We start from the raw sequence: 22,072 nt of genomic DNA on the forward strand, positions 1-22,072 counted from the left end.
GACGGCCGGACCGGACGGTCAGCGTCGGCTGACGGACCGCCCGTGCCCGGCCCGGTCCCTGGCTCCGGCCGGTCAGACGGCCTACGTGTCCTTCGAGAAGCCCAGGCGGGTGCGGAGCGGGACGCGCTCGTCCGCGGCCACCGCCGCCGCGCCGTCCGTCACCGTCTCGTAGACGGCCAGGATGTCGGCCCCGACCGTGGACCAGTCGAAGCGGCGCACGTGCGCCGAGCCGCTGGCGCTGAGCCGCGCCCGGCGCTCGGGGTCCCGCAGGAGGGCGATCGCCCCCGCCGCCAGCGCGTCCGCGTTCTCGTTGGCGAAGAGGTCTCCGGCCCCGCCCTGGTCCAGGACCTGCGCGAAGGCGTCCAGGTCGGACGCCAGCACCGCGGCGCCCGCCGACAGCGCCTCGACCAGGATGATGCCGAAGCTCTCGCCGCCGGTGTTCGGGGCCACGTACACGTCGACGCTGCGCAGCAGCCGTGCCTTGTCCTCGTCCGAGACCATGCCGAGGAACTCCACGCGCGGGCGCAGGTCGGCGGGGAGCGAGGCCACCGCCTCCTCCTCGTCACCGCGGCCCGCGACCAGCAGGCGTACGTCCGGGCAGGCCTCCACGATCTTCGGGAAGGCCGCCATCAGCACCGGCAGGCCCTTGCGCGGCTCGTCGATGCGGCCGATGAAGCCCAGCGTCTGCCCGCCCCACTCCGCCTTGGGCTCGGCCTTCGCGAAGAAGTCCACGTCCACGCCGTTCGGGATCACGACCGCGTCCCCGCCGAGGTGCTCCACCAGCGTGCGCCGCGCGTACTCGCTCACCGCGATCCGCGCGCTGATCTTCTCCAGCGCGGGCTGCAGGATCGGGTACGCGGCGATCATCGCCCGGGAGCGCGGGTTCGAGGTGTGGAAGGTGGCCACGATCGGCCCCTGCGCCGCCCAGCAGGAGAGCAGTCCCAGCGAGGGCGATGCCGGCTCATGGATGTGGATCACGTCGAAGGTGCCGTCGTGCAGCCAGCGCCGCACCCGGGCCGCCGACAGGAAGCCGAAGTTCAGCCGGGCCACGGACCCGTTGTAGGGGACCGGCACGGCCCGCCCGGCGGAGACCACGTACGGCGGCAGCGGGGTCTCGTCGTCGGCCGGGGCCAGCACGGACACCTCGTGCCCGAGGCCGATCAGGTGCTCGGCCAGGTCCCGGATGTGGAACTGGACGCCGCCCGGCACGTCCCACGAGTACGGGCACACGATGCCGATCTTCACTGTGTGCGCTCCTCGAGGTCGTCCAGCCAGAGCCGCTGGAGCATGTGCCAGTCCTCCGGGTGCTCGGCGATCCCCCACGCGAAGGCGTCCGCCACCGCCTGGGTCATGGCGGTGGTCTTCTCCGCCCGGGTCCCGGCCTTCGGGACCTCCACCTCGGGGTGGATCCGGCCGTACATCTTCGGCGTGTCGCCGTAGTACAGGGTGGCCGGGAGCAGCACCGCACCCGTCTGCTGGGCCAGCAGCGCCGGTCCGGCGGGCATGCGGGCGGTGGCGCCGAAGAAGTCCACCTCGACCCCGGAGGCCGACAGGTCCCGGTCCGCGACCAGGCAGACCAGGCCGCCGGAGCGCAGCCGCCGGGCGAGGGTGCCGAAGGCGGCGCCGCCGCTGTGCGGCAGGACCTCCATGCCCAGGCTCTCGCGGTAGGCCACGAAGCGGTCGTAGAGGGTCTCGGGCTTGAGGCGTTCGGCGACCGTGGTGAACGGCACGCCGATGTGGCCGATGGCCCAGGCCCCGGCGAGGTCCCAGTTGGCCAGGTGCGGCAGGGCGACGACGACCCCGCGCCCGGAGGCGAGGGCCTCGCGCAGGATGTGCTCGTCCTTGAACTCGACGTCCGTGCCGAAACGCTTCGGGTCCATGGCCGGCAGCCGGAAGGACTCCATCCAGTACCGCATGTACGAGCGCATGCCGGCCTTGGACAGCTCGCGCAGCCGCTCCGGACCGGCGTCCGGCACCACCCGGGCCAGGTTCGACTCCAGCCGCAGCACGCTCTTGCCGCGGCGCTTCCACGCGAAGTCCGCGATCCGCCGCCCCAGCGCCACGGCGGCCGGCTCGGGCAGCTTCTTGACCCCGGCCCAGCCGAGTCCGTACAGCCCGTCGACCAGCTTGTCCTGTACGGCGCCCATCAGGCGGCGCCCCCCTCGGCGGCGGCCGCGGCGTCGGCCTCGGCGGCCTCGCGGCGTACGGTGACCACGCGCTGGATCAGCGTGACGAGCGAGCCGACGGCGACGACCCACAGGGCGATCGGCAGGAGGACCCCGATCCAGGACGGCACCCCGAAGGTCTGCAGTCCGGACAGACCGGCCGCGACCAGCGAGATCACCAGGCGCTCGGCGCGTTCGACGAGCCCGTTGACGGCCACCGGCAGGCCGATCGACTCGCCCCGCGCCTTGGTGTACGACACCACCTGGCCGCTGGCCAGGCAGAAGATCGCCACCGCGCACAGCGCGTTGTCGTTGCCGGACCCGGCGTACCAGAGGGCGAGACCGCCGAAGATCGCCGCGTCGGCGACCCGGTCGAGGGTGGAGTCGAGGAAGGCGCCCCATCTGCTGGAGACCCCGGCCTGGCGGGCCATGTTCCCGTCGACGAGGTCGGAGAAGACGAAGAGGGTGATCGTGATGGTGCCCCAGAAGAACTCCCCGCGGGGGAAGAAGACCAGCGCGCCCGCCACCACTCCGGCCGTGCCGATCAGGGTGACCGCGTCCGGGCTCACCCCCCGCCGGAGCAGAAATGCGGCGAATGGCGTGAGAACACGCGTGAAGAATGCACGCGCGTACTTGTTCAGCATGGCCTTCCCGGAGGGTCGCTGGGCCGCACGGCCACCACGGCCACCGGCTGGCCCATCGTAGCCAGCACGCCGCCGCCGGAACGCCGCGCACCCACCGGTTCTCGCTCCGTAAGGCGTACTTCGTGCCGCGAACCGTCGGGGGTACGTCACGGGTACGCCCCCGATACGTCACGGGGACGCCCCCTGTACGTCCGCGGTACGACGTATGGACGCCGCGTGACAGCGGTGCAAAGCTCGTAGAACCGCGCATTCCTCATGCGTGGGGACAAGGAACCCACCCTCCTCACCGTCACCACCGGGAGGCACGAGCACCATGGGAGCCACATCACACCAAGCCGGAGCCGCCGGCAGGGCACTGACGGCCGACCGACCGTCCTCCGTACGGAACGTCGTGCTGGTCGGCCACAGCGGATCCGGCAAGACCACACTGGTCGAGGCCCTCGCCCTGACCGCCGGAGCGGTCAACCGGGCCGGACGGGTCGAGGACGGCGCCACCGTCTCCGACTACGACGAGATCGAACAGCGGCGCCAACGCTCCATCCAGCTCTCCCTCGTCCCCGTCGAATGGGACGGGATCAAGATCAACATCTTGGACACCCCCGGATACGCCGACTTCGTCGGGGAACTCAGGGCCGGTCTGCGCGCGGCGGACGCGGCCCTTTTCGTCGTCTCGGCCTCGGACGGGATCGACGGCGCCACCCGGATGGTCTGGGACGAGTGCGAGGCCGTCGGGATGCCCCGCGCCATCGTCGTGACCCACCTGGAGGCCGCCCGCTCCGACTACACGCAGATGACCGCGGTCTGCGGCGAGATCTTCGGCGCGGACGACCCCGACGCGGTCATCCCCCTCTATCTCCCCCTGCACGGCCCCGCCGGCCCGGACGGGCACGCCCCCGTTACCGGCCTGCTCGGCCTGCTCTCCCAGCGCGTGTACGAGTACGCCTCCGGCGAGCGCGTGGCACGCGACCCGGACCCGGCCGAGCTCGCCCTCATCACCGAGGCCCGCTCGCGCCTGATCGAGGGGATCATCGCCGAGAGCGAGGACGAGACCCTCATGGACCGCTACCTCGGCGGCGAGGACATCGACCCCAAAACCCTGATCGACGACCTGGAGCGGGCCGTGGCCCGCGGCACCTTCCACCCCGTCCTGATGGCCGCTCCCGCCGCCGACGGCGCCCGCCAGGGCCTCGGCACCGTGGAACTCCTCGAACTGATCACGGGCGGCTTCCCGACGCCCCTGGAGCGCCCCGCCGTCACCGTCACCCGCCCCGACGGCACCGCCCGCCCCGACGTCACGTGCGATCCCGCCGGTCCCCTGGTCGCCGAGGTCGTCAAGACCTCCTCCGACCCCTACGTCGGCCGCGTCTCCCTCGTGCGCGTCTTCTCCGGCACCCTGAACCCCGAGGCGACCATCCACGTCAGCGGACACGGCCTGACCGACCGGGGGCACGAGGATCACGACGTCGACGAGCGGATCGGCACCCTCACCGCCCCCTTCGGCAAACAGCAGCGCGTCCTCGGCCGGTGCATCGCCGGGGACCTGGCCTGCGTGGCCAAACTCAGCCGGGCCGAGACCGGCGACACCCTCTCCGCCAAGGACGACCCGCTGCTCATGGCGCCCTGGACCATGCCCGACCCGCTGCTCCCCCTGGCCATCGAGGCCCACAGCAAGGCCGACGAGGACAAGCTCTCGCAGGGCCTGGCCCGGCTGGTCGCCGAGGACCCCACCATGCGGCTGGAGCAGAACCCGCACACCCACCAGGTCGTCCTGTGGAGCCTCGGCGAGGCCCACCAGGACGTCGCCCTGGAGCGGCTGCGCACCCGCTTCGGTGTCCAGGTCGATCCCGTCCCGCACAAGGTGAGCCTGCGCGAGACCTTCGGCGGCAAGGCGGCAGGCCGCGGCCGGCACGTCAAACAGTCGGGCGGACACGGCCAGTTCGCCATCTGCGAGATCGAGGTGGAGCCGCTCCCGCCCGGCAGCGGCATCGAGTTCGTCGACAAGGTCGTCGGCGGCGCGGTGCCCCGCCAGTTCATCCCGTCCGTGGAGAAGGGCGTGCGCAGCCAGGCCGCCCGCGGGGTCGCGGCCGGCTACCCGCTGGTCGACGTACGCATCACCCTCCTCGACGGCAAGGCGCACTCGGTGGACTCCTCGGACGCGGCCTTCCAGACCGCCGGCGCGCTCGCCCTGCGCGAGGCCGCCGCCGAGGTCCGGATCGACCTGCTCGAACCGGTCGCCGAGCTCGACGTCCTGATCCCCGACGAGTACGTCGGGCCCGTCATGAGCGATCTCGCGGGCCGCCGCGGCCGCGTCGTCGGCACCGACCAGGCCGGGTCCGGACGCACCCGGGTCCGCGCCGAGATCCCCGAAATCGAGATCGGCCGCTACGCCGTCGAGCTGCGCTCGGTCTCGCACGGCACCGGCCGCTTCGCCCGCGCCTACGCCCGGCACGAGCCCATGCCGCCGCAGATCGCGGAGAAGGTGCGCGAACAGGCGGAGAAGGGAACCTGATTGTTGTGGCACCGGGGGGTGCCGCCCATCCAACCGGCTTGCGGTGGGCGGCATTTCCCTGTCCCATGACCGTGGGGCGAGATCCGCCGATAGGCTCGTCGGCGCACGAAAACAGCAGGAACGCACAGCGATGGGGTGGGGGCAGCGGTGGCGGACGACGGATTCGACTTCAGGCCCGGCGCGCAGATTCCTCTGCAGAACGGCGGCGGGCAGACGGCGGCGACCAACGCCCTCGCCTCGGCCGCGTACCGCGACGGCGGTGAGGACACCCGGCTCGACGCGATACTCGGGGCCAACAGCGAGAACCACCCGGCCACGGTGAAGCCCCCGAAGCTCTCGCTCTTCGAACCCAGCCTCGGCGAGGCCTTCTGCCGGGCCGTCGAGGCCCGCACCCTGGGCTCCGGCCGCAAGCCGCTGATCCAGTCCTTCGGCGCCGACCCGCAGACGGTCGTGGAGCACTGCCTGGCCGCGTCCCGCATCCGCAAGGAGCGCGACCGCAGGCTCAGGGTGATCATGCTGGTCTGCGGGGTGCTGTTCCTGCCCGGTCTGCTGCTGTGGCTGGGCCTCTTCCAGCTCCGCAAGTCCCTGGCCGCCAAGGAAGGCAGGCACTCCTGGCTGGGGACCGCGCTCCTGGTGGGCGTGGGCGTCGTGGTGGCCGTCCTGATGTTCAGGCTGCCACTGACCGGCTTCCTCGGCCTCTACGCACGCGGCATGATCATCGCGCCCGCCCTGGGCTGGCTGCTCGCCCGCCGCACCTGTGAGTCCACCGCCCGCGACCTGCGCGAACGCTGGGACGGGCTGCTGTCCGGCGGCGGCGTCGCGGCCAAGATCCCGGAGGCCGTGCCCGGCAACCCCGACGAGAAGGCCCGCGAGGACCTGCGCCACCAGCTCGCCAAGCTCACCGCGGAGGACCGCAGCAACCAGGTCTTCTACGCGGGCCCCAAGGGCATCCTCGGGATGGGCACCCGCTGGGGCAACTGGCAGATGGCCGAGGAGCTCGCGCCGAAGGACGAGGACAAGGAGATCCACCCCTTCCGGGCCTGGGACGTCATCCGCGCCATCGACGCCCAGCTGCGCAAGCTGGAGCGGGGCCCGCTGCACACCGGCGGCTTCCCGCCGGCCGCGATCCAGCACTGGATCGTCACTCCGGTCGGCGAGGGCGCCGCGGAGGTGGCCCGCCCCACCGGTGAGAACGTCGACGCCTTCCTCGTCAAGCCGCACGAGGTCACCCGCATCTGCAACGAGCAGCAGTTCAACGCGGGGAACCGGCACTACCTGGGCATCCAGTACCCGCTCTGGGACGGCCAGCTGATCATCAACATGCTGGTCACGGTCACCGTGCTCTACAAGACCCTGCGCGTGGACGTCACCGCGCACGCCCTGGGTCCCGTGCACGGCCTGTTCACCACCAAGTCCAAGGCGCCGGTGGTGGAGGTGCCCAAGAGCATCCGCTTCTGGGAGACCGTGGAGAAGCCGTTGGCACTGGTGGACGCCCAGGAGGTGGTGCGCCTGGCCGTGCGGGCGCCGCTGACCTGGTACCCGCCGATCCTCGACTTCTTCGGCGGCAAGCTGGTGCTGCCCGAGCCCTTCGGTCTGCGCCACGTCTGGGCGAGCTCGATGTGGCGCCACCGGTTCATGGCCGACGACGCCCTGCGCACGGTGGCTCCGGTCCTGAGGGCGATCCACACGGCGACCTTCAAGGTCCTGGAGGAGAACGGCGTGGACACCGAGCGCTTCACCAACCGCTCCTCGATCATGAGCGGGCTCATCCAGGAGCCCGCACCGCGCAAGGCCGACGTCTACGACGCCTAGGGTCACAGCACTAGGGCCTGTATTGAGTTGCCCCGTGGAGCAAGGAGCGGCGTTCGGTGCGTGCCCTCGGCGTGCGGGACGAATATCCTCGTAGCGGAGCTACTAGGACATTCGGCTCGTGCGCCGAGGGTGCGTGCCGGGCGTCGCGACGCCGCGGGGCAACTCAATACAGGCCCTAGGGACGTGTCCTCGCAGTCCCGCCCGGCCCGCGCCGCTTTGACGACAGGACCTGGTGCTGTGGCCGTGAGGGTCTGCCGGGGCGCGGTGGTCGGTGCGGTGCCGCGCACGGCGCAGGTCCGCGGCTCGTACCGGACGTACGCGCGGGGTCCGACAGCGCGGCCGGGTGCGGTGTCCAGGCGCCGCGACCCGGTGCGCCGCGACCCGGTGAACCCTCGCGGTCACCGCACTGGCCGGGGCCGCGAAGACGCCCGGCCGGCCGGGAGTGAGGCCGCGGGGTGGAGTCCCGCGGCCGGGTGCGGTCAGCCGTACATGTTCAGCAGTTGTTCCGCGGAGAGTTCCGAGACGGCCTCCTCCGCGGCTCCGGGCAGGGGCAGTTCGAACCACACGGTCTTGCCGCGGTGGGTGCGCCGGGTGCCCCAGCCGGCGGAGAGCATGCCCACCAGTTGCAGGCCCCGGCCGCCCTCGTCGGTGTCGCGGGCGCGCCGGCGCCGCGGCTGGACGAGGTTCGCGTCCCACACCTCGCACACGAGCGTCCGGTCCAGCAGCAGCCTGAGCCGGATCTCGCCCTCGCCGTAGCGCAGGGCGTTGGTGACGAGTTCGCTGACCAGGAGCTCGGTGGTGTCCAGCAGGCCTTCCAGGCCCCACGCCGGCAGTTTCGCCCGGGCCAGTTCCCGCGCCCGGCCCACCGAGCGGGCCTCGCGCGGCAGTTGCCAGTCGCCGACGGCGTCCACGGGCAGCCCTTGCACCCGGGCCATCAGCAGGGCGATGTCGTCCTCGCCGTGCCGGGTGTCCAGGGTGTTCAGCACGTGGTCGCAGACGTCCTCCAGGGGGCGGACGGAGTCCGCGAGGGCCTCGCGCAGTCCGCGCAGACCTTCCTCCAGGGGATGGTCCCGGGATTCCACGAGCCCGTCGGTGTAGAGGGCGAGCAGGGCGCCCTCGGGGAGCTCGACCTCGACCTCCTCGAACGGCTCGCCGCCGACTCCGAGCGGCAGTCCGGTCGGCACCTCCAGCAGCAGGGCGGGCATGGGCTCCCGGTCCTCCTCCGGGCCGTGCTGGTTCGGTGACACCAGGACGGGCGGCATGTGGCCGGCGTTGGCGATGGTGCAGCGCCGCGTGACCGGGTCGTAGACCGCGTACACGCAGGTGGCGAGGTACACCTCCGAGCGGTCCGAGTCCCGGGAGTGCAGGGCCGCCCGGGAGGCCTGCTGGGAGCCGCCGGGGGCGCCGAGCCCGCGCGCGATCTCGTCGAGTGCGGTGAGCACCTCGGCCGGTTCGAGGTCCAGCAGGGCCAGGGTCCGTACGGCGGTGCGCAGTTCGCCCATGGCGACGGCGGCGCGCAGGCCGCGGCCCATGACGTCGCCGACGACCAGGGCGGTGCGGTGGCCGGGGAGTTCGATGACGTCGAACCAGTCGCCGCCGACCTCCGTCGCCGCGTTGCCCGGCAGGTACCGGCAGGCGATGTCCAGGCCGGCGGCCTCCGGGTCACCGGGGGGCAGCAGACTGCGTTGCAGGATGAGCGCCCGTTCGTGCTCGCGCCGGTACAGCCGGGCGTTGTCGATGCAGACGGCGGCCCGGGCGGCCAGTTCCACGGCCACCGCCCGGTCCCGTTCGCCGAAGGGCTCGCTGCCCTTGGTACGGGAGAACTGCGCGAGGCCGACCACGGTGTCGTGGGCGACCATCGGCACCACCAGGGTGGACTGCACGAGGTCTTCCGGCCCGCCGCCCTCGATCAGCCGCGGCCGTGCCGTGCGCAGGGCCAGCGCGCCCGGTGAGGCCGCCGGGTAGCGGTGGATGTCGCCCACGGCGACCAGGGCGCCGGGGCCGGACAGCGGTGCGTCCGAGACGGCGGAGGCGAAGGCCACCCGGCGCAGCGGGGCGGAGGGGGTACGGGCCGGGCCCTGGCCGGGCAGGCTGGGGACGCCGGGGCCCTGTGGCCGTGCGGGCCGGTCGTCGTCGCCGAGGAGCAGCCCCTGGTAGAGGTCGACGGCGGCGAGGTCGCAGAAGCCGGGGACGGTGACGTCGAGCAGTTCCCGGGCGGTGGTCTCCAGGTCGAGGGAGTTCCCGATGCGGTGCCCGGCCTCGTTGAGCAGGGCGAGATTGCGTCGTACCCCGGCGGCCTCGCGGGCGGCGAGGTGGCGGCGGGTGACGTCGGTGCCGATGCCGGCGACACCGATGGGGCGGCCGCTGCCGCCGTGCACGCGGTAGAGGTTGATGGACCAGTGGCGGTTCTCCCGGCTGCGCGGAGTGGATCCGGTGATGCGCAGGTCGGTGACCGCGTCGCCGGTGTCCAGCACCCGGCGCAGGGCGTCCGCCATCCGGTCGGCCTCGTGCGCGGGCAGATAGTCGTGCACGGTGCGACCGCGATGCGTCTCGGCGGTGCCGCCGAAGACGGTGGCGAAGCGGCGGTTGGCCCGCTGCACGGTGAGGTCGGTGCCGAACAGCAGGAAACCGAAGGGAGATTGGCCGAATATGGCCTGTGAGGCGGCAAGGTCGGATTCGATGCGGCGCAGCGCGCGTACGTCGACGACGACGCAGAGGGCGGCCCGTTGCGCGGTTTCGGTCTGGGTGGGCATCACATAGATCTCGGCCACGCCGTGCGCGCCGTTCCCGCCCGGGATCCGGAAGGGGATCAGGCCGGTCCACTCCTTGCCGTCGAGGATCTCGGCGACCTTCCGGTGGGCGTCGGGTCGCAACTCGGGGGGCATGAAGGCGTCGACCGGGTCGCGCCCCACGGTCTGGGCGGCCGTCAGTCCGAAGAGCTCCTCGGCGCGCAGGCTCCATTGGTCGATGTACCCGTCGGGTCCGATCGAGAAAGATGCGACCTTTATGTAGTCATATATCGAGCCAGGCGGACTGCTGTGCCACAGGGCCTCGTGCCATGTCTCCCGAGGCACGTCGGCCTGATGTGCCTGCGCAGGTATTTCGCTCACGCGACCGTCCCCTCCAGCTCACCGCAACCGGACCGGCCATGACGGAAGTATTCAGCACCACGACCCCGGACGGCACGGCGTTCACGATCACAGCACGGTCTCGATGATTTCGAGCCATGTTGCGCGATCTCCCCCGGCCCCCTCCCGACCACCGCCGGAAGACGCCGCGGGGGGTCTCCCGCCACCGCTCACCTTGTTACTCACCAGGAAGAGCCAACTCGAACCACACAGTCTTCCCTGTTTTCCCGTGACGCGTTCCCCACCGTTGTGAGGAGACGGCGACGAGGTGCAGGCCACGACCCCCCTCGTCCTCCGAGTCCGCCACCCGCTCGCGGGGCGGATCCGGAAGCGGATCGGAGATCTCCACCAGCAGGGCGGGTCCTCCGGCGGGGGTGTCCGCAGTGCCGTCCGCGGCCGGATTCCGCCGTACCAGGCGGACACCGATGGGGCCGGAGGCGTAGCGCAGGGAGTTGGTCACGAGCTCGCTGACCAGCAGGACGGTGACATCACCGACGGCTTCGAGGCCCCAGTCGTGCAGGGTTCCGCGCACGGCGTGGCGAGCGGTGCGGACGGCGCCGGGCTCGGCGGGGAAGGCCCACTCGGCGCACTCACCGTCTGTGTCGATCACGCCGATCACTTCCCGGGCCGACAGGGACCCCAGTCCGGTTCGTCGGGGACGAAAGAGGGACGAGATAGGGATTAATAGCGACATACCCGATATTCGGGGCGTCGTACCACTCGATCCCGAACCCACCGGCGCACTGTGGCGCAGACGGCTGAGAAGGCGGGCGTCACACGCCCCCACCGGCGGCCGTCCGGTCCCCGGCCCCGTCCGCGCGCAGCCGGCGCCCGGCCTCGGCGACCGCGGGGCGGTCCTGGTCGAGCCAGTCCACCGAATCCAGTTCCTCCGGCCCCAGCCAGCGCAGTTCGTCGTGGTCCTCCAGCGGCGTCGGCACCCCGGAGAGCAGCCGGGCCGTCCACACGTGCAGGACCAGCCCGGGCCGGAGCGGCCACTCCCCCGGGATGCGTTCCAGCGGCTCGGTCTCCACGCCGAGCTCCTCGCGCAGTTCGCGCACCAGCGCCTCGGGGACGGATTCACCCGGCTCGGCCTTGCCCCCCGGCAGCTCCCAGCGTCCGGCGAGCTCCGGCGGCGCGCTGCGGCGGGCCGCCAGCAGGCGCCCCTCATGGCAAAGGGCTCCGCCCACGACCACTCGTTCAGTCATGGGCGGAGCCTATGCCGACGCCGCGAGGCGCCGCTGAGTTCAGTTCATCGTGGCGGTCTGGCCGATCCGCTCGACCCAGTAGAGCTGCTTGTGTCCTCGGTCGTCGAGACTGTCGGCGACCTTCTGGGCCTCGGCCCGGGTGGCGTACCGGCCCACCCGGTAGCGGTTGCCGTTGTCGTCCTGACGTATGACCAGCCACGGGAGCAGGGCACCGCTGTCGTTCATCGCGTTTCACCCTCCGCCGACGTATCTGCCCGGGAAACCGCATTGCGCATATGCCCGACCTTACGCCCGACCTTTACGGAGCGGATACGGTTTTTCACGAAGAGGTACCTGACGGGCGTACGCATCCGGCCATGCGTACGAGTGCGCCGCGCGCGCCGGTCCGAAGCCGGTGCACGCAGGGCGCCGGGGGACGCGACCGCGCACCCACGGCTCCCTACGGGCCGGTATACCCGCAGGTAGCTTCGGGGGGCTCGGGGTGTCGGGGCTGCTCCGGGGCCCGCGAGCAGGTCGGTTCCGACCGGCGCGGGGGCGCCGCCGACGGCGGGCGGGGCCGCCCGGCGGCCCGCGGAACGCTCCCTTCGGGGCGGCCGGGGCGATCACCATCGCGCCGAAACCCGCCGTCGCCCGGACCGCACCGGCACAGCGGCGGGACCCGGCGCCGTACACCGCGGGCGGGGCGGAGCGGCCCCGGGCCCCTGCGGCCCGGCGGCGGCAGGGGCCCGGGCGGCCGGGCCGGCTCGGCCGCGCGGGCGCGCCGGGGGGGTGCCCGCGCAGCAGCGTCGGCCGCTCGGAGGGAGGGCCCCGCGGCGTCCGGCGCCGTGGGCCCCCAGGCCCGCGGGGCGGAGGGGCGGAGGGGCGGAGGAGCGCCCGTGTACGGACGCACTCGGGCGCCCCGAGGATGCGGCGAGGCGCGGTGCCGGACGCCGCGGGCCAGGCGGGGCCGACGAGAGGGCCTACCTGGCTAGCGCACCGGCAGGTGGTACGAGAGGCGGTAGCGGTCCGCCGGGACGACCACATCGGCCGTTTCCACCGCGCGGCCGGAGGCGTAGTAGGTGCGGCCGATCACCAGCACCACGTGCCCCGGGACGCCGCCGAGGAGGAGGATCTCCTCGGCCAGCCCGGGCCGCGCCCCGACGTCCTCCACCATGTTGTCGACGACGACGTCGATCGCGGCCATCCGGTCGACGACTCCGGAGCCGCCCAGCGGGCCCTCCTCGGGCAGCATCACCGGTGTGCGGCCGGTCACGGCGAGGGGCTCCCAGGAGGTCGAGAGCATCATCACCTCCCCCGCGTCGCGGAAGACGTACCGCGTCCGCATCACCCGCTCGCCCGACTCGATGCCGAGCCGCTTCGCGATCTCCGCGGGCGCGCCCGTCTGCTCGCTGCTCGACTCCCACGTCCCCCGCGCGCCGGAGTCGGCCTGTTCCTGCCGGAACGGCGTCGAGGCGCCGCCCGTGCGGTAGCCGGAGCGGGCCACCCGCCGCGGCACCGGCTGCTCGCGCACATACGTACCGGACCCGGACCGACCCTCGACCAGTCCCTCCGCCATGAGGACCTTGCGCGCCTCCAGGGCCACGGTGTCGGAGACCCCGTACTCCTCGCGGATGCGGGCCTGGGACGGGAGCCGGGCGTGCGGGGGCAGAGAACCGTCGACGATCTGCCGTCGAAGATCACCGGCCACGCGAAGATAGGCCGGCTGCTCACCGAAAGTCACTGGCCACTCCCATCAGGTTGACAGACAGCTACACCCTGGCAACCGACGGTTGAAGACCGCAAGTAAGGGCCAGAGTTTCACCCGAAGTGATGAAGCCAGGTCACTCAAACCCGTTACCGTGCGTTACCCGGGCGACCTCGCGGCCGCCACGCGGCTGCCATGCGGCTGCCACGCGCCGCCGCCCACCGCCCCGCCGATGACCGCCTGTGTCACGCCGCCCCGGAGGAGGACTCTCCGCCGGACCCGTCCTCCGGCTCCGCCGAGCTGCTCTGGCTGTCCTCCAGCCACTGCGGAATCTCCGTCGAAAGCCCGTACGCGCCCCGCAGCGCCTTCTCCGTCTCCAGGGACATCGCGGCGACGGCCCCGTCCCACAGCCGGTCGAACTCCGCCCCCGTCCGCGCCTGGGAGGCGCGCTGCCAGGCCGCGCGGGCCACCTCGATCTCCTTGAGCTGTACCGGGACGACCGTCTCCAGCCCGGGCCGGCTCGCGTCCTGCCGGAGGACCTTCGCCTCCTCGCCGAGCGCCGCGTGCATCTCTCGCGCCCACGCCTGATGCTCGGCCAGCGCGTCCGCCGCATCCTCCTCGGGCGGCCGGCTCATGACGAACTCGACGCCGTTGGCGGCCCGCAGGAAGGCCGCCTGCTCCGGCTCCAGCATCCCGGCGTCCCGGCGGAGGCTGCCGCGCCACTCCTGCTCCGTCGTGCCGATCACGCAGAGCAGCAGCCGGTCCCCCTGCTGCCAGGACTCGCGCGAGGGCGCGTAGTAGAACATCTCCGCGAACTCGGGCAGGGCCCAGGTGTCCATCGCGTACTCGTCCTGGGCCTTCCAGCAGGCGTCCTCCGACGCCCGGTCGGCCACCTCCGAATCGGGGTCCTCCACGGTGGCCGCGGTCTTCGACGCGGTCACCTCGCCGTGGTGCACCTGCGCGCAGTCGACCGCGTACATCAGGGGCCGCTCTTCGAACAGGTCGCCGCCGGGGACGTTGAAGCAGTCGCCCGCCTTCAGGTCGTCGATGTCCCTGAGTTCACCCTCGACCGCGGCGAGGTCGGCCGTCGCGGGGAACCGGCTGCCGGCCCCCTCCACGAAGCGGCCGACGGCGAAGAGCATCACGCCGGTCATCACGACGGACAGCACGAGCCCCGAGACCGCCAGGGCCTTGCCCCGGTCCCCCTTCCTCGCGATCTGCACGAGGGCGGCGACACCGAAGGCGATGCCGAGCGGCGGGAAGCACAGCAGCCCGGCGAGGAGCGAGGCGAGGGCGAACCCGTTGAGCGCCGGCGGCTGCGGCCCCAGGTCGAGCGGCGGCGCCCATCCCCACCCCGGCTGCTGTGACGGCGGGGGCCAGGAGTGGCCCGGTCCGGGAGGAGGACTCGGCGGGGTGCTCAAGGGGTCGGACTCCATCGCAGGTGGCAGTGGCATCGCGGGTGCCAGGGGGCACCACGAGGGGCGCGAACGGATGCGCGAATAGTACGCAGCGGGGGCGACCGCCACTCGGTCGCCCCCGCTGTCGTCTCACGGCCCGGTCATCGCCGGCGGCCCGTTCCTCAGAACTGGAGCGCCCAGGAGTCGAGCTTGCCGGTGTCGCCGCCTGCGTTGTCGTGCACCCGGAGCTTCCACGTGCCGTTCGGCGCCGCCTCCGAGGAGGCGTTCACGGTGAAGGTCCTGAGGATGTTGTCGGCACTGCCGCCGGAGCGGTTGTGCAGGGTGTAGACGCTGCCGTCGGGCGCGATCAGGTCGACCCTCAGGTCACCGATGTAGGTGTGCTTGATGTCGACCGGGACCTTCAGCGTGGTCGGGGCGTTGCCGACGACACCGCTGACGGCGATCGAGGACTCCACGGTCGCCTGGTCGTTGATCGCGCGGTCGGTCGTGTTCTCGAAGCGCTTGCCCGGCGGGACGGGGCCCAGGGCGGTGACGTGCAGCAGGCGGTTCGGCGAGCCGGTGCCGGGGTTCGAGACCACGTTCGTGGTGGCGGAGCCGATCAGGGCCGTCGCCACCTGCGGCGGGGTGCTGGCCGGGTTCTGCGAGAGGTACACGGCGGCCGCACCCGCGACGTGCGGCGTGGCCATCGAGGTGCCGTTGATGGTGTTCATCGCGTAGTCGCCCGTGTTCCACGCGGAGGTGATGGCGGAGCCGGGGGCGAAGATGTCCAGGGCGGGGCCGTAGTTGGAGTAGCCCGCCCGGGCGTCGGAGCCGGTCGTGGCGCCGACGGTGATGGCCTCGGCGACGCGCGCCGGGGACCTGGTGGAGGCGTTCGCCGACTCGTTGCCCGCGGCCACGGCATAGGTGATGCCGGAGGCTATGGAGTTGCGGACGGCCGTGTCGAGCGCGGTGTCCGCGCCGCCGCCGAGCGACATGTTGGCGACGGCCGGCTTGACGGCGTTGCGGGTCACCCAGTCGATGCCCGCGACGACCTGGGCGGTCGTGCCGGTCCCGGTGTTGTCGAGGACGCGTACGCCGACGATCTTGGCCTTCTTGGCCACGCCGTACGAGTCACCCGCGACGGTGCCGGCGACGTGCGTGCCGTGACCGTGGCCGTCCTGGGCGGTGTTGTCGTTGTCGATGGCGTCGTAGCCGTAGGAGGCACGGCCCCCGAAGTCCTCGTGCGTGATGCGGACACCGGTGTCGATGACGTACGCGGTGACGCCCTCGCCCGCCTTGTCCGGGTAGGTGTAGCTCTGGTTCAGCGGCAGCGCCCGCTGGTCGACGCGGTCCAGACCCCAGGACGGCGGCGTCGGCTGGGTGGCGCTGACGGTGAAGGTCCGGTTCTGCACGACCGACTGGACCGCGGGGTCGGCGGCGAGCCTCTCGGCCCGCGCCCGGGAGACCTCGACGGAGTAGCCGTTGAGGGCCGCGCTGTAGGTCCGGTCGATCTTCGCACCGTACTTCTTGGCGATGAGCTTGCCGCGCGTCGTCGTCGAACGGGGCGCGGTGTCCTTCAGGGTCACGATGTAGCTGTTGGGCACCGAGCCCGGGGCCCCGGCGTTCTGGACCACGCCCCGCGCACCGGCGTCGGCGGCCGAGGCGGGCAGTGCGACGGCCGCGCCCAGTGCGAGGGCCGCGACCGCGGTCGCGCTGATGCCGGTGATCTTCCGGCGCGTATGACGCATCACTGGCATGTGACGGTCCTCCTCCTAGGTGGTGCATTGCGGGGGGCAGCGCGGCCTCGCAACGTGGGCATGACAACACATACGGCCCGACGGGCGGTCGCCCCCGAAAGGTCGACCCGCCCTCGGCGAGACCCTCAGGAGGACGGGCGAACGCGTAACATCCGTGCCATACACCGGTCGTGACCGAGCAAAGGCACTCCGCACATGACGCACGCACCCCCCGGGTACGTCTGCTCCGAGGACGGTACACGCGCCGACGTCCGGACCGCTCCCTGGGGGTGCCCTCTGTGCGGCGGACCCTGGGACCTCGATTTCACGCCGGACCCGGACGCGGTGCTCGAACCGTCCGCCGGACCGAGTTCCCTGTGGCGGTACGGGCCGGTGCTGCCGCTTCCGGGGGCGTTCTCCCTCTCCCTGGCGGAGGGTCACACCCCGCTGATCCCGCTGGGGGAACGGATCCACGCCAAGCTCGACTTCCTGATGCCGACGCTGTCCTTCAAGGACCGCGGCGCCGTGATGCTGGTGGAGCTCGCCCGGCGGCTGGCGCCGCAGCGCGTGGTGGCGGACAGCAGCGGCAACGCGGGGACGTCGGTGGCGGCGTACTGCGCACGGGCCGGGCTCGACTGCGAAATCTTCGTACCCGAAGGGACATCGGAGAAGAAGACCGAACAGATGCGGGCGCACGGGGCGGTCGTCCGCGTGATCCCGGGCGGCCGCGAGGCCGCGGCCCTCGCCGCCCGCAAGGAGGCGGACTCCCCCGGTGTCTTCTACGCCAGCCACGTGTTCAACCCGTACTTCCTGCACGGGACCAAGACCTACGTGTACGAGGTGTGGGAGGAGATGGGCCGGCGGCTCCCCGAGGCGCTGGTGGTGCCGGTGGGCAACGGCACCCTGCTGCTCGGCGCCGCGCTGGCCACGCAGGAGCTGGCCCGACGCGGCGTCAGGCCGCCGGCCCTGATCGCGGTCCAGTCGGAGGCGGTGGCCCCGCTGGCGGAGGCGTTCGCGGCGGGCGCGGAGGATGCCGCGCCGGTGGAACAGCGGCCCACCCTGGCCGAGGGGATCGCGATCCCGGCACCGCCGCGCGCCCGCCAGATCCTGGCCGCGGTCCGGGCCTCGGGCGGCACCTTCGTGACGGTCCCGGACGCCCGGCTGCGCGAGGCCCAGCGGGACCTGGCCCGGCGCGGCCTGTTCGTGGAACCGACGGCCGCCGCCTGCTGGGCAGCGGTGGGCCCCTCCTCCCCGGCCGACCCCTTGCAGGGCCGCACGGCAGTCATCCCGCTCTGCGGCGCGGGCGCGAAGACAGGCCTGGCGCCATAGCCCCACCCCACCGTCGGCCCCGCCGTCACGTGAAGCACGGAGCCGAGGCTCGGGGCGCAGCCCCGATTCCAGCCCCGCGGGCGTCTGAGGCGCGAGGCGCCGGAGGCCCTGGCCCGGGGGCCCGGGGAGCCGGGGAGCCCGGGGGCCCGGGGGCCTGGCCCGAGGGCCGGAGACCCGGGGGCCGGAGGGCCCGGAGACCCGGGGGCCCGGAGACCCAGGGGGCGCGTGGGGCCGGAGACCCAGGGGGCGCGGGGGGCCGGAGGCCCGGCCCGGAGGCCCGGCCCGGAGGCCCGGCCCGGAGGCCCGGAGGCCCGGGGCCTGGGGGCCCGGGGTCTGGGGGGCCAGGGCCTGGGCCCGGACGCCAGGAGGCCCGGGGGCCCGGAGGCCCGGTGTGGGAGTGCCCCCGCAACGGCGCCGCACCCCGGCGCACACCGCGGCGCCGCACCGCAGTACACCGCAGCTCCCCGCAGGGCGGACGCAGACGTCGGAAATCCGCGAGCCCCCGGCCGCCGAGGTCTGGTCAACTGACCCCATGAGCACCCATGTCGGCCTCGCCGCCAAAGCCACCGCGTTCACCGCGCTGCACACCCCCACCGCTCCCCTCGCCCTCGCGAACGCCTGGGACGTCGCCAGCGCCCGCATCGTGGAGGCCACCGGCGCTCCCGCCGTCGCCACCACCAGCGCGGGCGTCGCCTGGTCCCTCGGCTCCCCGGACGGCGACGCGCTCGCCCGCGACCGCGCCCTCGACCTGATAGCCCGGGTGACGGCCGCCGTGTCCGTCCCGGTCACCGCGGACATCGAGGGCGGCTTCGGCGCCGACCCGGACGCCGTCGGCGAGACCGTCACCGGCGTCATCGCCGCCGGTGCGGTCGGGATCAACATCGAGGACGGCACCCGCGCCCCCGCCGAGCAGACCGAGCGCCTGGCGGCCGCCCGCGCCGCGGCCGACGCCGCCGGGGTCCCGCTCTACATCAACGCCCGGGTCGACACCTACCTCAAGGGCCTCGGCGAGCCCGAGGCCCGCCTCGACGAGACCCTCGCCCGCGCCACCGCCTACGTCCGGGCGGGCGCCACCGGCGTCTTCGTGCCCGGCGTCCTCGACCCGGCCGTCGTGGCCGAGCTGACCAAGGGCATCGACGCCCCCCTCAACGTCCTTCTCGGTCCCGACGCCCCGACCGTGGCCGCCCTCGGCGCCCTCGGCGTCTGCCGCGTCAGCCTCGGCTCCTGGGTGGCCGAAGCCGCGTACGCCGTGGTCCGCCGCGCCGCCGAGGAGCTGATCACCGAGGGGACCTACGGCGCGCTCGGGCACTCGCTCCCGTACGGCGAGCTGAACAACCTGCTCAAGGGCTGAGACACCCAGATGCCTGCATGGGCCAACGACCATAGGATCCGGGCATGAGCACCTCAACCCCGGCACCGGCCTCGGACCCGGCCCCGGCCTCGGGCCCGACCCCGGTGGACGGTGGGGCCACGGCCACCCCGCACGGCAGGATCACCAGCGCGGTGTGGACCGCGCTGGCCCTGGTCTACGTCGTGTGGGGCTCGACCTACCTCGGCATCCGGATCGTCGTCGAGACGATGCCGCCCTTCCTCTCCGCCGGAGCCCGCTTCATCACCGCCGGCCTGCTGCTCGCCGCCGTGGTCGCCTGGCGCCACGGCACGGCCGCGCTCCGCGCCACCCGGGCGCAGGTCGGCTCGGCGGTGTTGGTCGGCCTGCTCCTGGTCCTCGGGGGCAACGGCCTGGTCGTACTCGCCGAGACCTCCGTACCGTCCGGTCTGGCCGCACTACTGGTGGCAGCGGTACCCATGTGGGTGGTGGTGCTGCGCGCGGCCACCGGGGACCGGCCCCCGGGCCGCACCCTGGCCGGGGTGCTCGTCGGCCTCGCCGGTCTCGCCGTGCTGACCAGCCCCGGGCTGAGCGGCACCGTACGGCTGTCGGGGGTGCTGCTGGTGGTGGCCGCGTCCCTGCTGTGGTCGCTGGGCTCCTTCTCCGCATCGAAACTGTCCCTGCCCGGCAACCCGTTCACGGGCAGCGCCTACCAGATGCTCGCCGGCGGTATCGCGGGAGTGATCGTCGGCCTGCTGCGCGGCGAGCACCGCGGTCTGGACCCGACGTCCTTCTCCACCGCCTCCTGGCTGGCCCTGGGCTACCTGGTCCTCTTCGGCTCGCTCGTCGGCTTCACCGCGTACGTATGGCTCCTCCAGGCCGCACCGCTGTCCCTGGTGGCCACGTACGCGTACGTCAACCCCGTCGTCGCCGTCGCACTCGGCGCGCTCATCCTCGACGAGGCCCTGACCTGGCCGATCATGGTCGGCGGTGCGGTCGTCGTGGCGGCGGTCGTCGTGATCGTCAGCACGGAGCGCAGGAAGAAGTAGCGGCTGCGCGGGCGCTCAGCCCCGCCCGGGCGCTCAGCCCCGCGCGGCCCGCTCGTACAACGCCTCCGCGCGCTCGTCGAACAGCGCGGCCGTGGAGTCCACGTCGGTGTCCCCGCCGCTCAGCACCCCGATGAGGTGACCGGCGGGGTTCGCCCCGCCCCGGTCGGCGATCCAGGGGCTGCCGCTGGTGCCCGTCCAGAAGCCCGCGCAGCTCATGTAGAGCATGTCGGGGTCGTCATCGTCGTGGCGGGTCTGCGTCGTGCAGGAGACGGGCCTGTTCTCCGGGTTGTGCCCGGACTCCGGGTAGCCGACGACGGTGACGTCCCGTTCGTAGCCGGAGGTCCATTCGGGCCGCGGCGCCTCGGCCCGGCCGCCGACGGCCTCCTGCACGCTGCGCCCGTCCTCGTCCGGCTCGATGGTGAGGAAGGCGAAGTCGGCGGTGTCCTCGCCCCACTTGGTCCAGCGGTCGTCGACATGGATCGCCTTGACCTTCCACACCCCCAGGGGCCGGGTGCCGGCACCCTCGCCGGAGAAGGCCGGGGCGAAGGAGAGCTCGCCGATGGCCAGGCCGTCGTGGGCGACCTCGCCCGGCTGACCGTCCTCGCCGGCGGGGGCGACACAGTGCGCGGCGGTGGCGACGACGTTGCCCTTCGGGCTGTCGACGACGCTCGCGGTGCACCAGTGCTCGCCGCCCGCCATGAGTACGCCGACGGTGGGAAAGGGCAGCGCCGCACGCTCGCCGGGCGCCTTCATCAAGGCCACGGCGCACACCGCCACGATGCCCGCGGCGGCGACCGCCGATGTTCCCTTCACCACCGTGCTCATCGCACGGCGGGATCGGGTGTCGGTCCCTTCATCACCTTGCTGATCCACTCCAGGGAGCCCTCCCTCATGCCGCGCACATACGACTTTCCGTTGTGCTCACCATCCTGGATCACCTGGAGGGAGGTGTGCACGGGGCCCTTGCCGTACTCCTTCATGAACTTCTCGGCCTGCTCGCGGCCGGTCTCCTTGGTCCCGATCTGGAAGTTGATGTAGACCTCGGGGCCGCCCGCGTCGATCAGCTTCGCGGCGAGCTTCTCGGGGTTGTTCTCGTCCATGGCCTGCGTGTTCCCGTTCCACAGCGGGGAGTCGGGGACGATGTCGGTTCCGCTCGCGATGGCCGCCTTGAACCGGTCGGGGTACTTCAGGAGCTGCTTGAAACCGTTGAACCCGCCGGCCGACGAGCCCATGAAGGCCCACCCGTCGCGGGAGCTGAAGGTGCGGAAATTGGCCTTCGCGAAATCGGGGACGTCATCGGCCATCCAGGTGCCCATCTTGGGCTGGCCGGGGATGTCCGACCCGTCGAAGTGGTGCTTGGTGTCGGCGTTGGTCACCGGCATGATCAGGATGAAGGGCAGGCTCTTGCCCGACTTGGCCCCGTCGGCGACGGCCTGCTGGAGGCCGAGGCCGGGGCCCGTACCCCAGTAGTTCGTGGGGTAGCCGCGGCCGCCGGGCAGGGAGATCAGGACCGGGAAGCCGCTCCTGGCGTACTTCGGGTCGTCGTACTCCTTCGGTACCCACACCCACACGTCACCCGTGAAGCCGGACTTCTTGCCCGTGAGGGTGGCCTTGGCGATCTGGGTGCCGTCGGGCAGTCGGCTGGTCCGGACGAACGAAGCCGCCGGCCCCGTCGGCATGAGCACCTCCGGCAGGGCCTCGGAGGCGGTGGCCGTCTTCTCCTGCGCCTGGACCTGGACCTTGCCGAAGGAGACCGGATCTCCTATCTCCGAGAAGAGGCCGAACGTGTAAGCCGCCCCGCCCCCGGCGAGGGCGAGCGCCAGAGCGCCGCCGATCAGAAGCAGGCGCCGGCGGCGGGGGCGGGGGCGGGGGCGGGGGCCCGTGGTCATGGGGCTGCCATCGCCTTGCTGGTCATACTGCACGCTTGTTGTCCCGTTCCTTCTCCGGCGCTCACCTCGGAGCGCGGGCCGGACCGATCGGTCCCCCTTACACCCTTTACAGAGGTATGAACGACGGCGCGGGTTGCCTGGGACGGGGGTGACGTGGCGAGCACCACGCGGCCGGGCCCGGGAGGGGGCGGTCCGCGG

General features: G+C 72.8%; 17 protein-coding genes. 5 read left to right on the forward strand and 12 right to left on the reverse strand.

The window, feature by feature from the left end; genetic code table 11:
- Positions 1–81 precede the first annotated feature (81 nt).
- From ACIPXC_RS16895 to pgsA, 3 genes are read right to left on the reverse strand one after another with little or no spacing between them, the layout of a single operon-like run.
- The gene (locus ACIPXC_RS16895) at positions 82–1,245 is read right to left on the reverse strand and encodes a glycosyltransferase family 4 protein (protein WP_401618203.1); all 1,164 of its coding nucleotides are present in this window, start codon (positions 1,243–1,245) and stop codon (positions 82–84) included.
- Positions 1,242–2,147 carry a phosphatidylinositol mannoside acyltransferase gene (locus ACIPXC_RS16900; protein ID WP_401618206.1) on the reverse strand — a complete coding sequence of 302 codons (906 nt, stop codon included), beginning with the start codon at positions 2,145–2,147 and terminating at the stop codon, positions 1,242–1,244. The genes ACIPXC_RS16895 and ACIPXC_RS16900 overlap by 4 nt, the downstream gene beginning before the upstream one ends.
- Positions 2,147–2,809 (reverse strand): phosphatidylinositol phosphate synthase, encoded by a 663-nt coding sequence (pgsA, locus tag ACIPXC_RS16905; RefSeq protein ID WP_401618209.1) that lies wholly within the window; start codon positions 2,807–2,809, stop codon positions 2,147–2,149. The genes ACIPXC_RS16900 and pgsA overlap by 1 nt, the downstream gene beginning before the upstream one ends.
- Positions 2,810–3,122: 313 nt before the next feature.
- Between pgsA and ACIPXC_RS16910 the strand changes: the two genes are divergently transcribed.
- Together ACIPXC_RS16910 and ACIPXC_RS16915 are read left to right on the forward strand one after the other, a co-directional pair.
- Positions 3,123–5,318, forward strand: a complete 2,196-nt coding sequence (locus ACIPXC_RS16910) for an elongation factor G-like protein EF-G2 (RefSeq protein WP_401618212.1) — start codon at positions 3,123–3,125, stop codon at positions 5,316–5,318.
- Positions 5,319–5,465: 147 nt separating this feature from the next.
- Positions 5,466–7,130, forward strand: a complete 1,665-nt coding sequence (locus tag ACIPXC_RS16915; RefSeq protein WP_401618215.1) for a hypothetical protein — start codon at positions 5,466–5,468, stop codon at positions 7,128–7,130.
- Between the two features lie 479 nt (positions 7,131–7,609).
- On the opposite strand, the gene ACIPXC_RS16920 is transcribed toward ACIPXC_RS16915, so the two are convergent.
- The 7 genes from ACIPXC_RS16920 to ACIPXC_RS16950 all read right to left on the reverse strand — a co-directional run bounded on the left by ACIPXC_RS16920 (position 7,610) and on the right by ACIPXC_RS16950 (position 16,301).
- Entirely contained in the window at positions 7,610–10,231 is a 2,622-nt protein-coding gene (locus ACIPXC_RS16920; protein ID WP_401618295.1) for a SpoIIE family protein phosphatase, read from the reverse strand.
- Between the two features lie 205 nt (positions 10,232–10,436).
- On the reverse strand, positions 10,437–10,877 hold the full coding sequence (locus ACIPXC_RS16925; protein ID WP_401618218.1) for an ATP-binding protein: 441 nt from the start codon (positions 10,875–10,877) through the stop codon (positions 10,437–10,439).
- Positions 10,878–11,031: 154 nt separating this feature from the next.
- Positions 11,032–11,463, reverse strand: a complete 432-nt coding sequence (locus ACIPXC_RS16930; RefSeq protein ID WP_401618221.1) for a (deoxy)nucleoside triphosphate pyrophosphohydrolase — start codon at positions 11,461–11,463, stop codon at positions 11,032–11,034.
- A gap of 39 nt (positions 11,464–11,502) precedes the next feature.
- Positions 11,503–11,688, reverse strand: a complete 186-nt coding sequence (locus tag ACIPXC_RS16935; protein ID WP_030664389.1) for an SPOR domain-containing protein — start codon at positions 11,686–11,688, stop codon at positions 11,503–11,505.
- A gap of 742 nt (positions 11,689–12,430) precedes the next feature.
- The gene (locus ACIPXC_RS16940; protein ID WP_401618225.1) at positions 12,431–13,183 is read right to left on the reverse strand and encodes a GntR family transcriptional regulator; all 753 of its coding nucleotides are present in this window, start codon (positions 13,181–13,183) and stop codon (positions 12,431–12,433) included.
- Positions 13,184–13,392: 209 nt separating this feature from the next.
- Positions 13,393–14,568: a DUF4190 domain-containing protein gene (locus ACIPXC_RS16945; protein ID WP_401618228.1), complete on the reverse strand. Its 1,176-nt coding sequence runs from the start codon at positions 14,566–14,568 to the stop codon at positions 13,393–13,395.
- Positions 14,569–14,726: 158 nt separating this feature from the next.
- The gene (locus tag ACIPXC_RS16950) at positions 14,727–16,301 is read right to left on the reverse strand and encodes a S8 family peptidase (protein WP_401618231.1); all 1,575 of its coding nucleotides are present in this window, start codon (positions 16,299–16,301) and stop codon (positions 14,727–14,729) included.
- A gap of 195 nt (positions 16,302–16,496) precedes the next feature.
- On the opposite strand from ACIPXC_RS16950, the gene ACIPXC_RS16955 reads away from it, so the two are divergent.
- The 3 genes from ACIPXC_RS16955 to ACIPXC_RS16965 all read left to right on the forward strand — a co-directional run bounded on the left by ACIPXC_RS16955 (position 16,497) and on the right by ACIPXC_RS16965 (position 19,985).
- On the forward strand, positions 16,497–17,609 hold the full coding sequence (locus ACIPXC_RS16955) for a threonine synthase (protein ID WP_401618233.1): 1,113 nt from the start codon (positions 16,497–16,499) through the stop codon (positions 17,607–17,609).
- A 532-nt stretch (positions 17,610–18,141) separates the two neighbouring features.
- Complete coding sequence (locus ACIPXC_RS16960; RefSeq protein ID WP_401618236.1) at positions 18,142–18,960, forward strand: isocitrate lyase/phosphoenolpyruvate mutase family protein; 819 nt, start codon at positions 18,142–18,144, stop codon at positions 18,958–18,960.
- 44 nt (positions 18,961–19,004) lie between these two features.
- A complete protein-coding gene (locus tag ACIPXC_RS16965) occupies positions 19,005–19,985 on the forward strand; it encodes an EamA family transporter (RefSeq protein WP_401618239.1) in 981 nt (326 codons plus the stop codon).
- 33 nt (positions 19,986–20,018) lie between these two features.
- Here the strand turns inward: ACIPXC_RS16965 and ACIPXC_RS16970 are convergent, their stop codons facing one another.
- Together ACIPXC_RS16970 and ACIPXC_RS16975 are read right to left on the reverse strand one after the other, a co-directional pair.
- Positions 20,019–20,810, reverse strand: coding sequence for a trypsin-like serine peptidase (locus ACIPXC_RS16970; RefSeq protein ID WP_401618241.1), 792 nt, complete (start codon positions 20,808–20,810; stop codon positions 20,019–20,021).
- Complete coding sequence (locus ACIPXC_RS16975) at positions 20,807–21,874, reverse strand: alpha/beta hydrolase (RefSeq protein ID WP_401618244.1); 1,068 nt, start codon at positions 21,872–21,874, stop codon at positions 20,807–20,809. Before ACIPXC_RS16975 ends, ACIPXC_RS16970 begins: the two co-directional genes overlap by 4 nt.
- Positions 21,875–22,072: the final 198 nt, after the last annotated feature.

Source organism: Streptomyces sp. NPDC090021 (genome assembly GCF_044748225.1).
Lineage (GTDB): Bacteria > Actinomycetota > Actinomycetes > Streptomycetales > Streptomycetaceae > Streptomyces.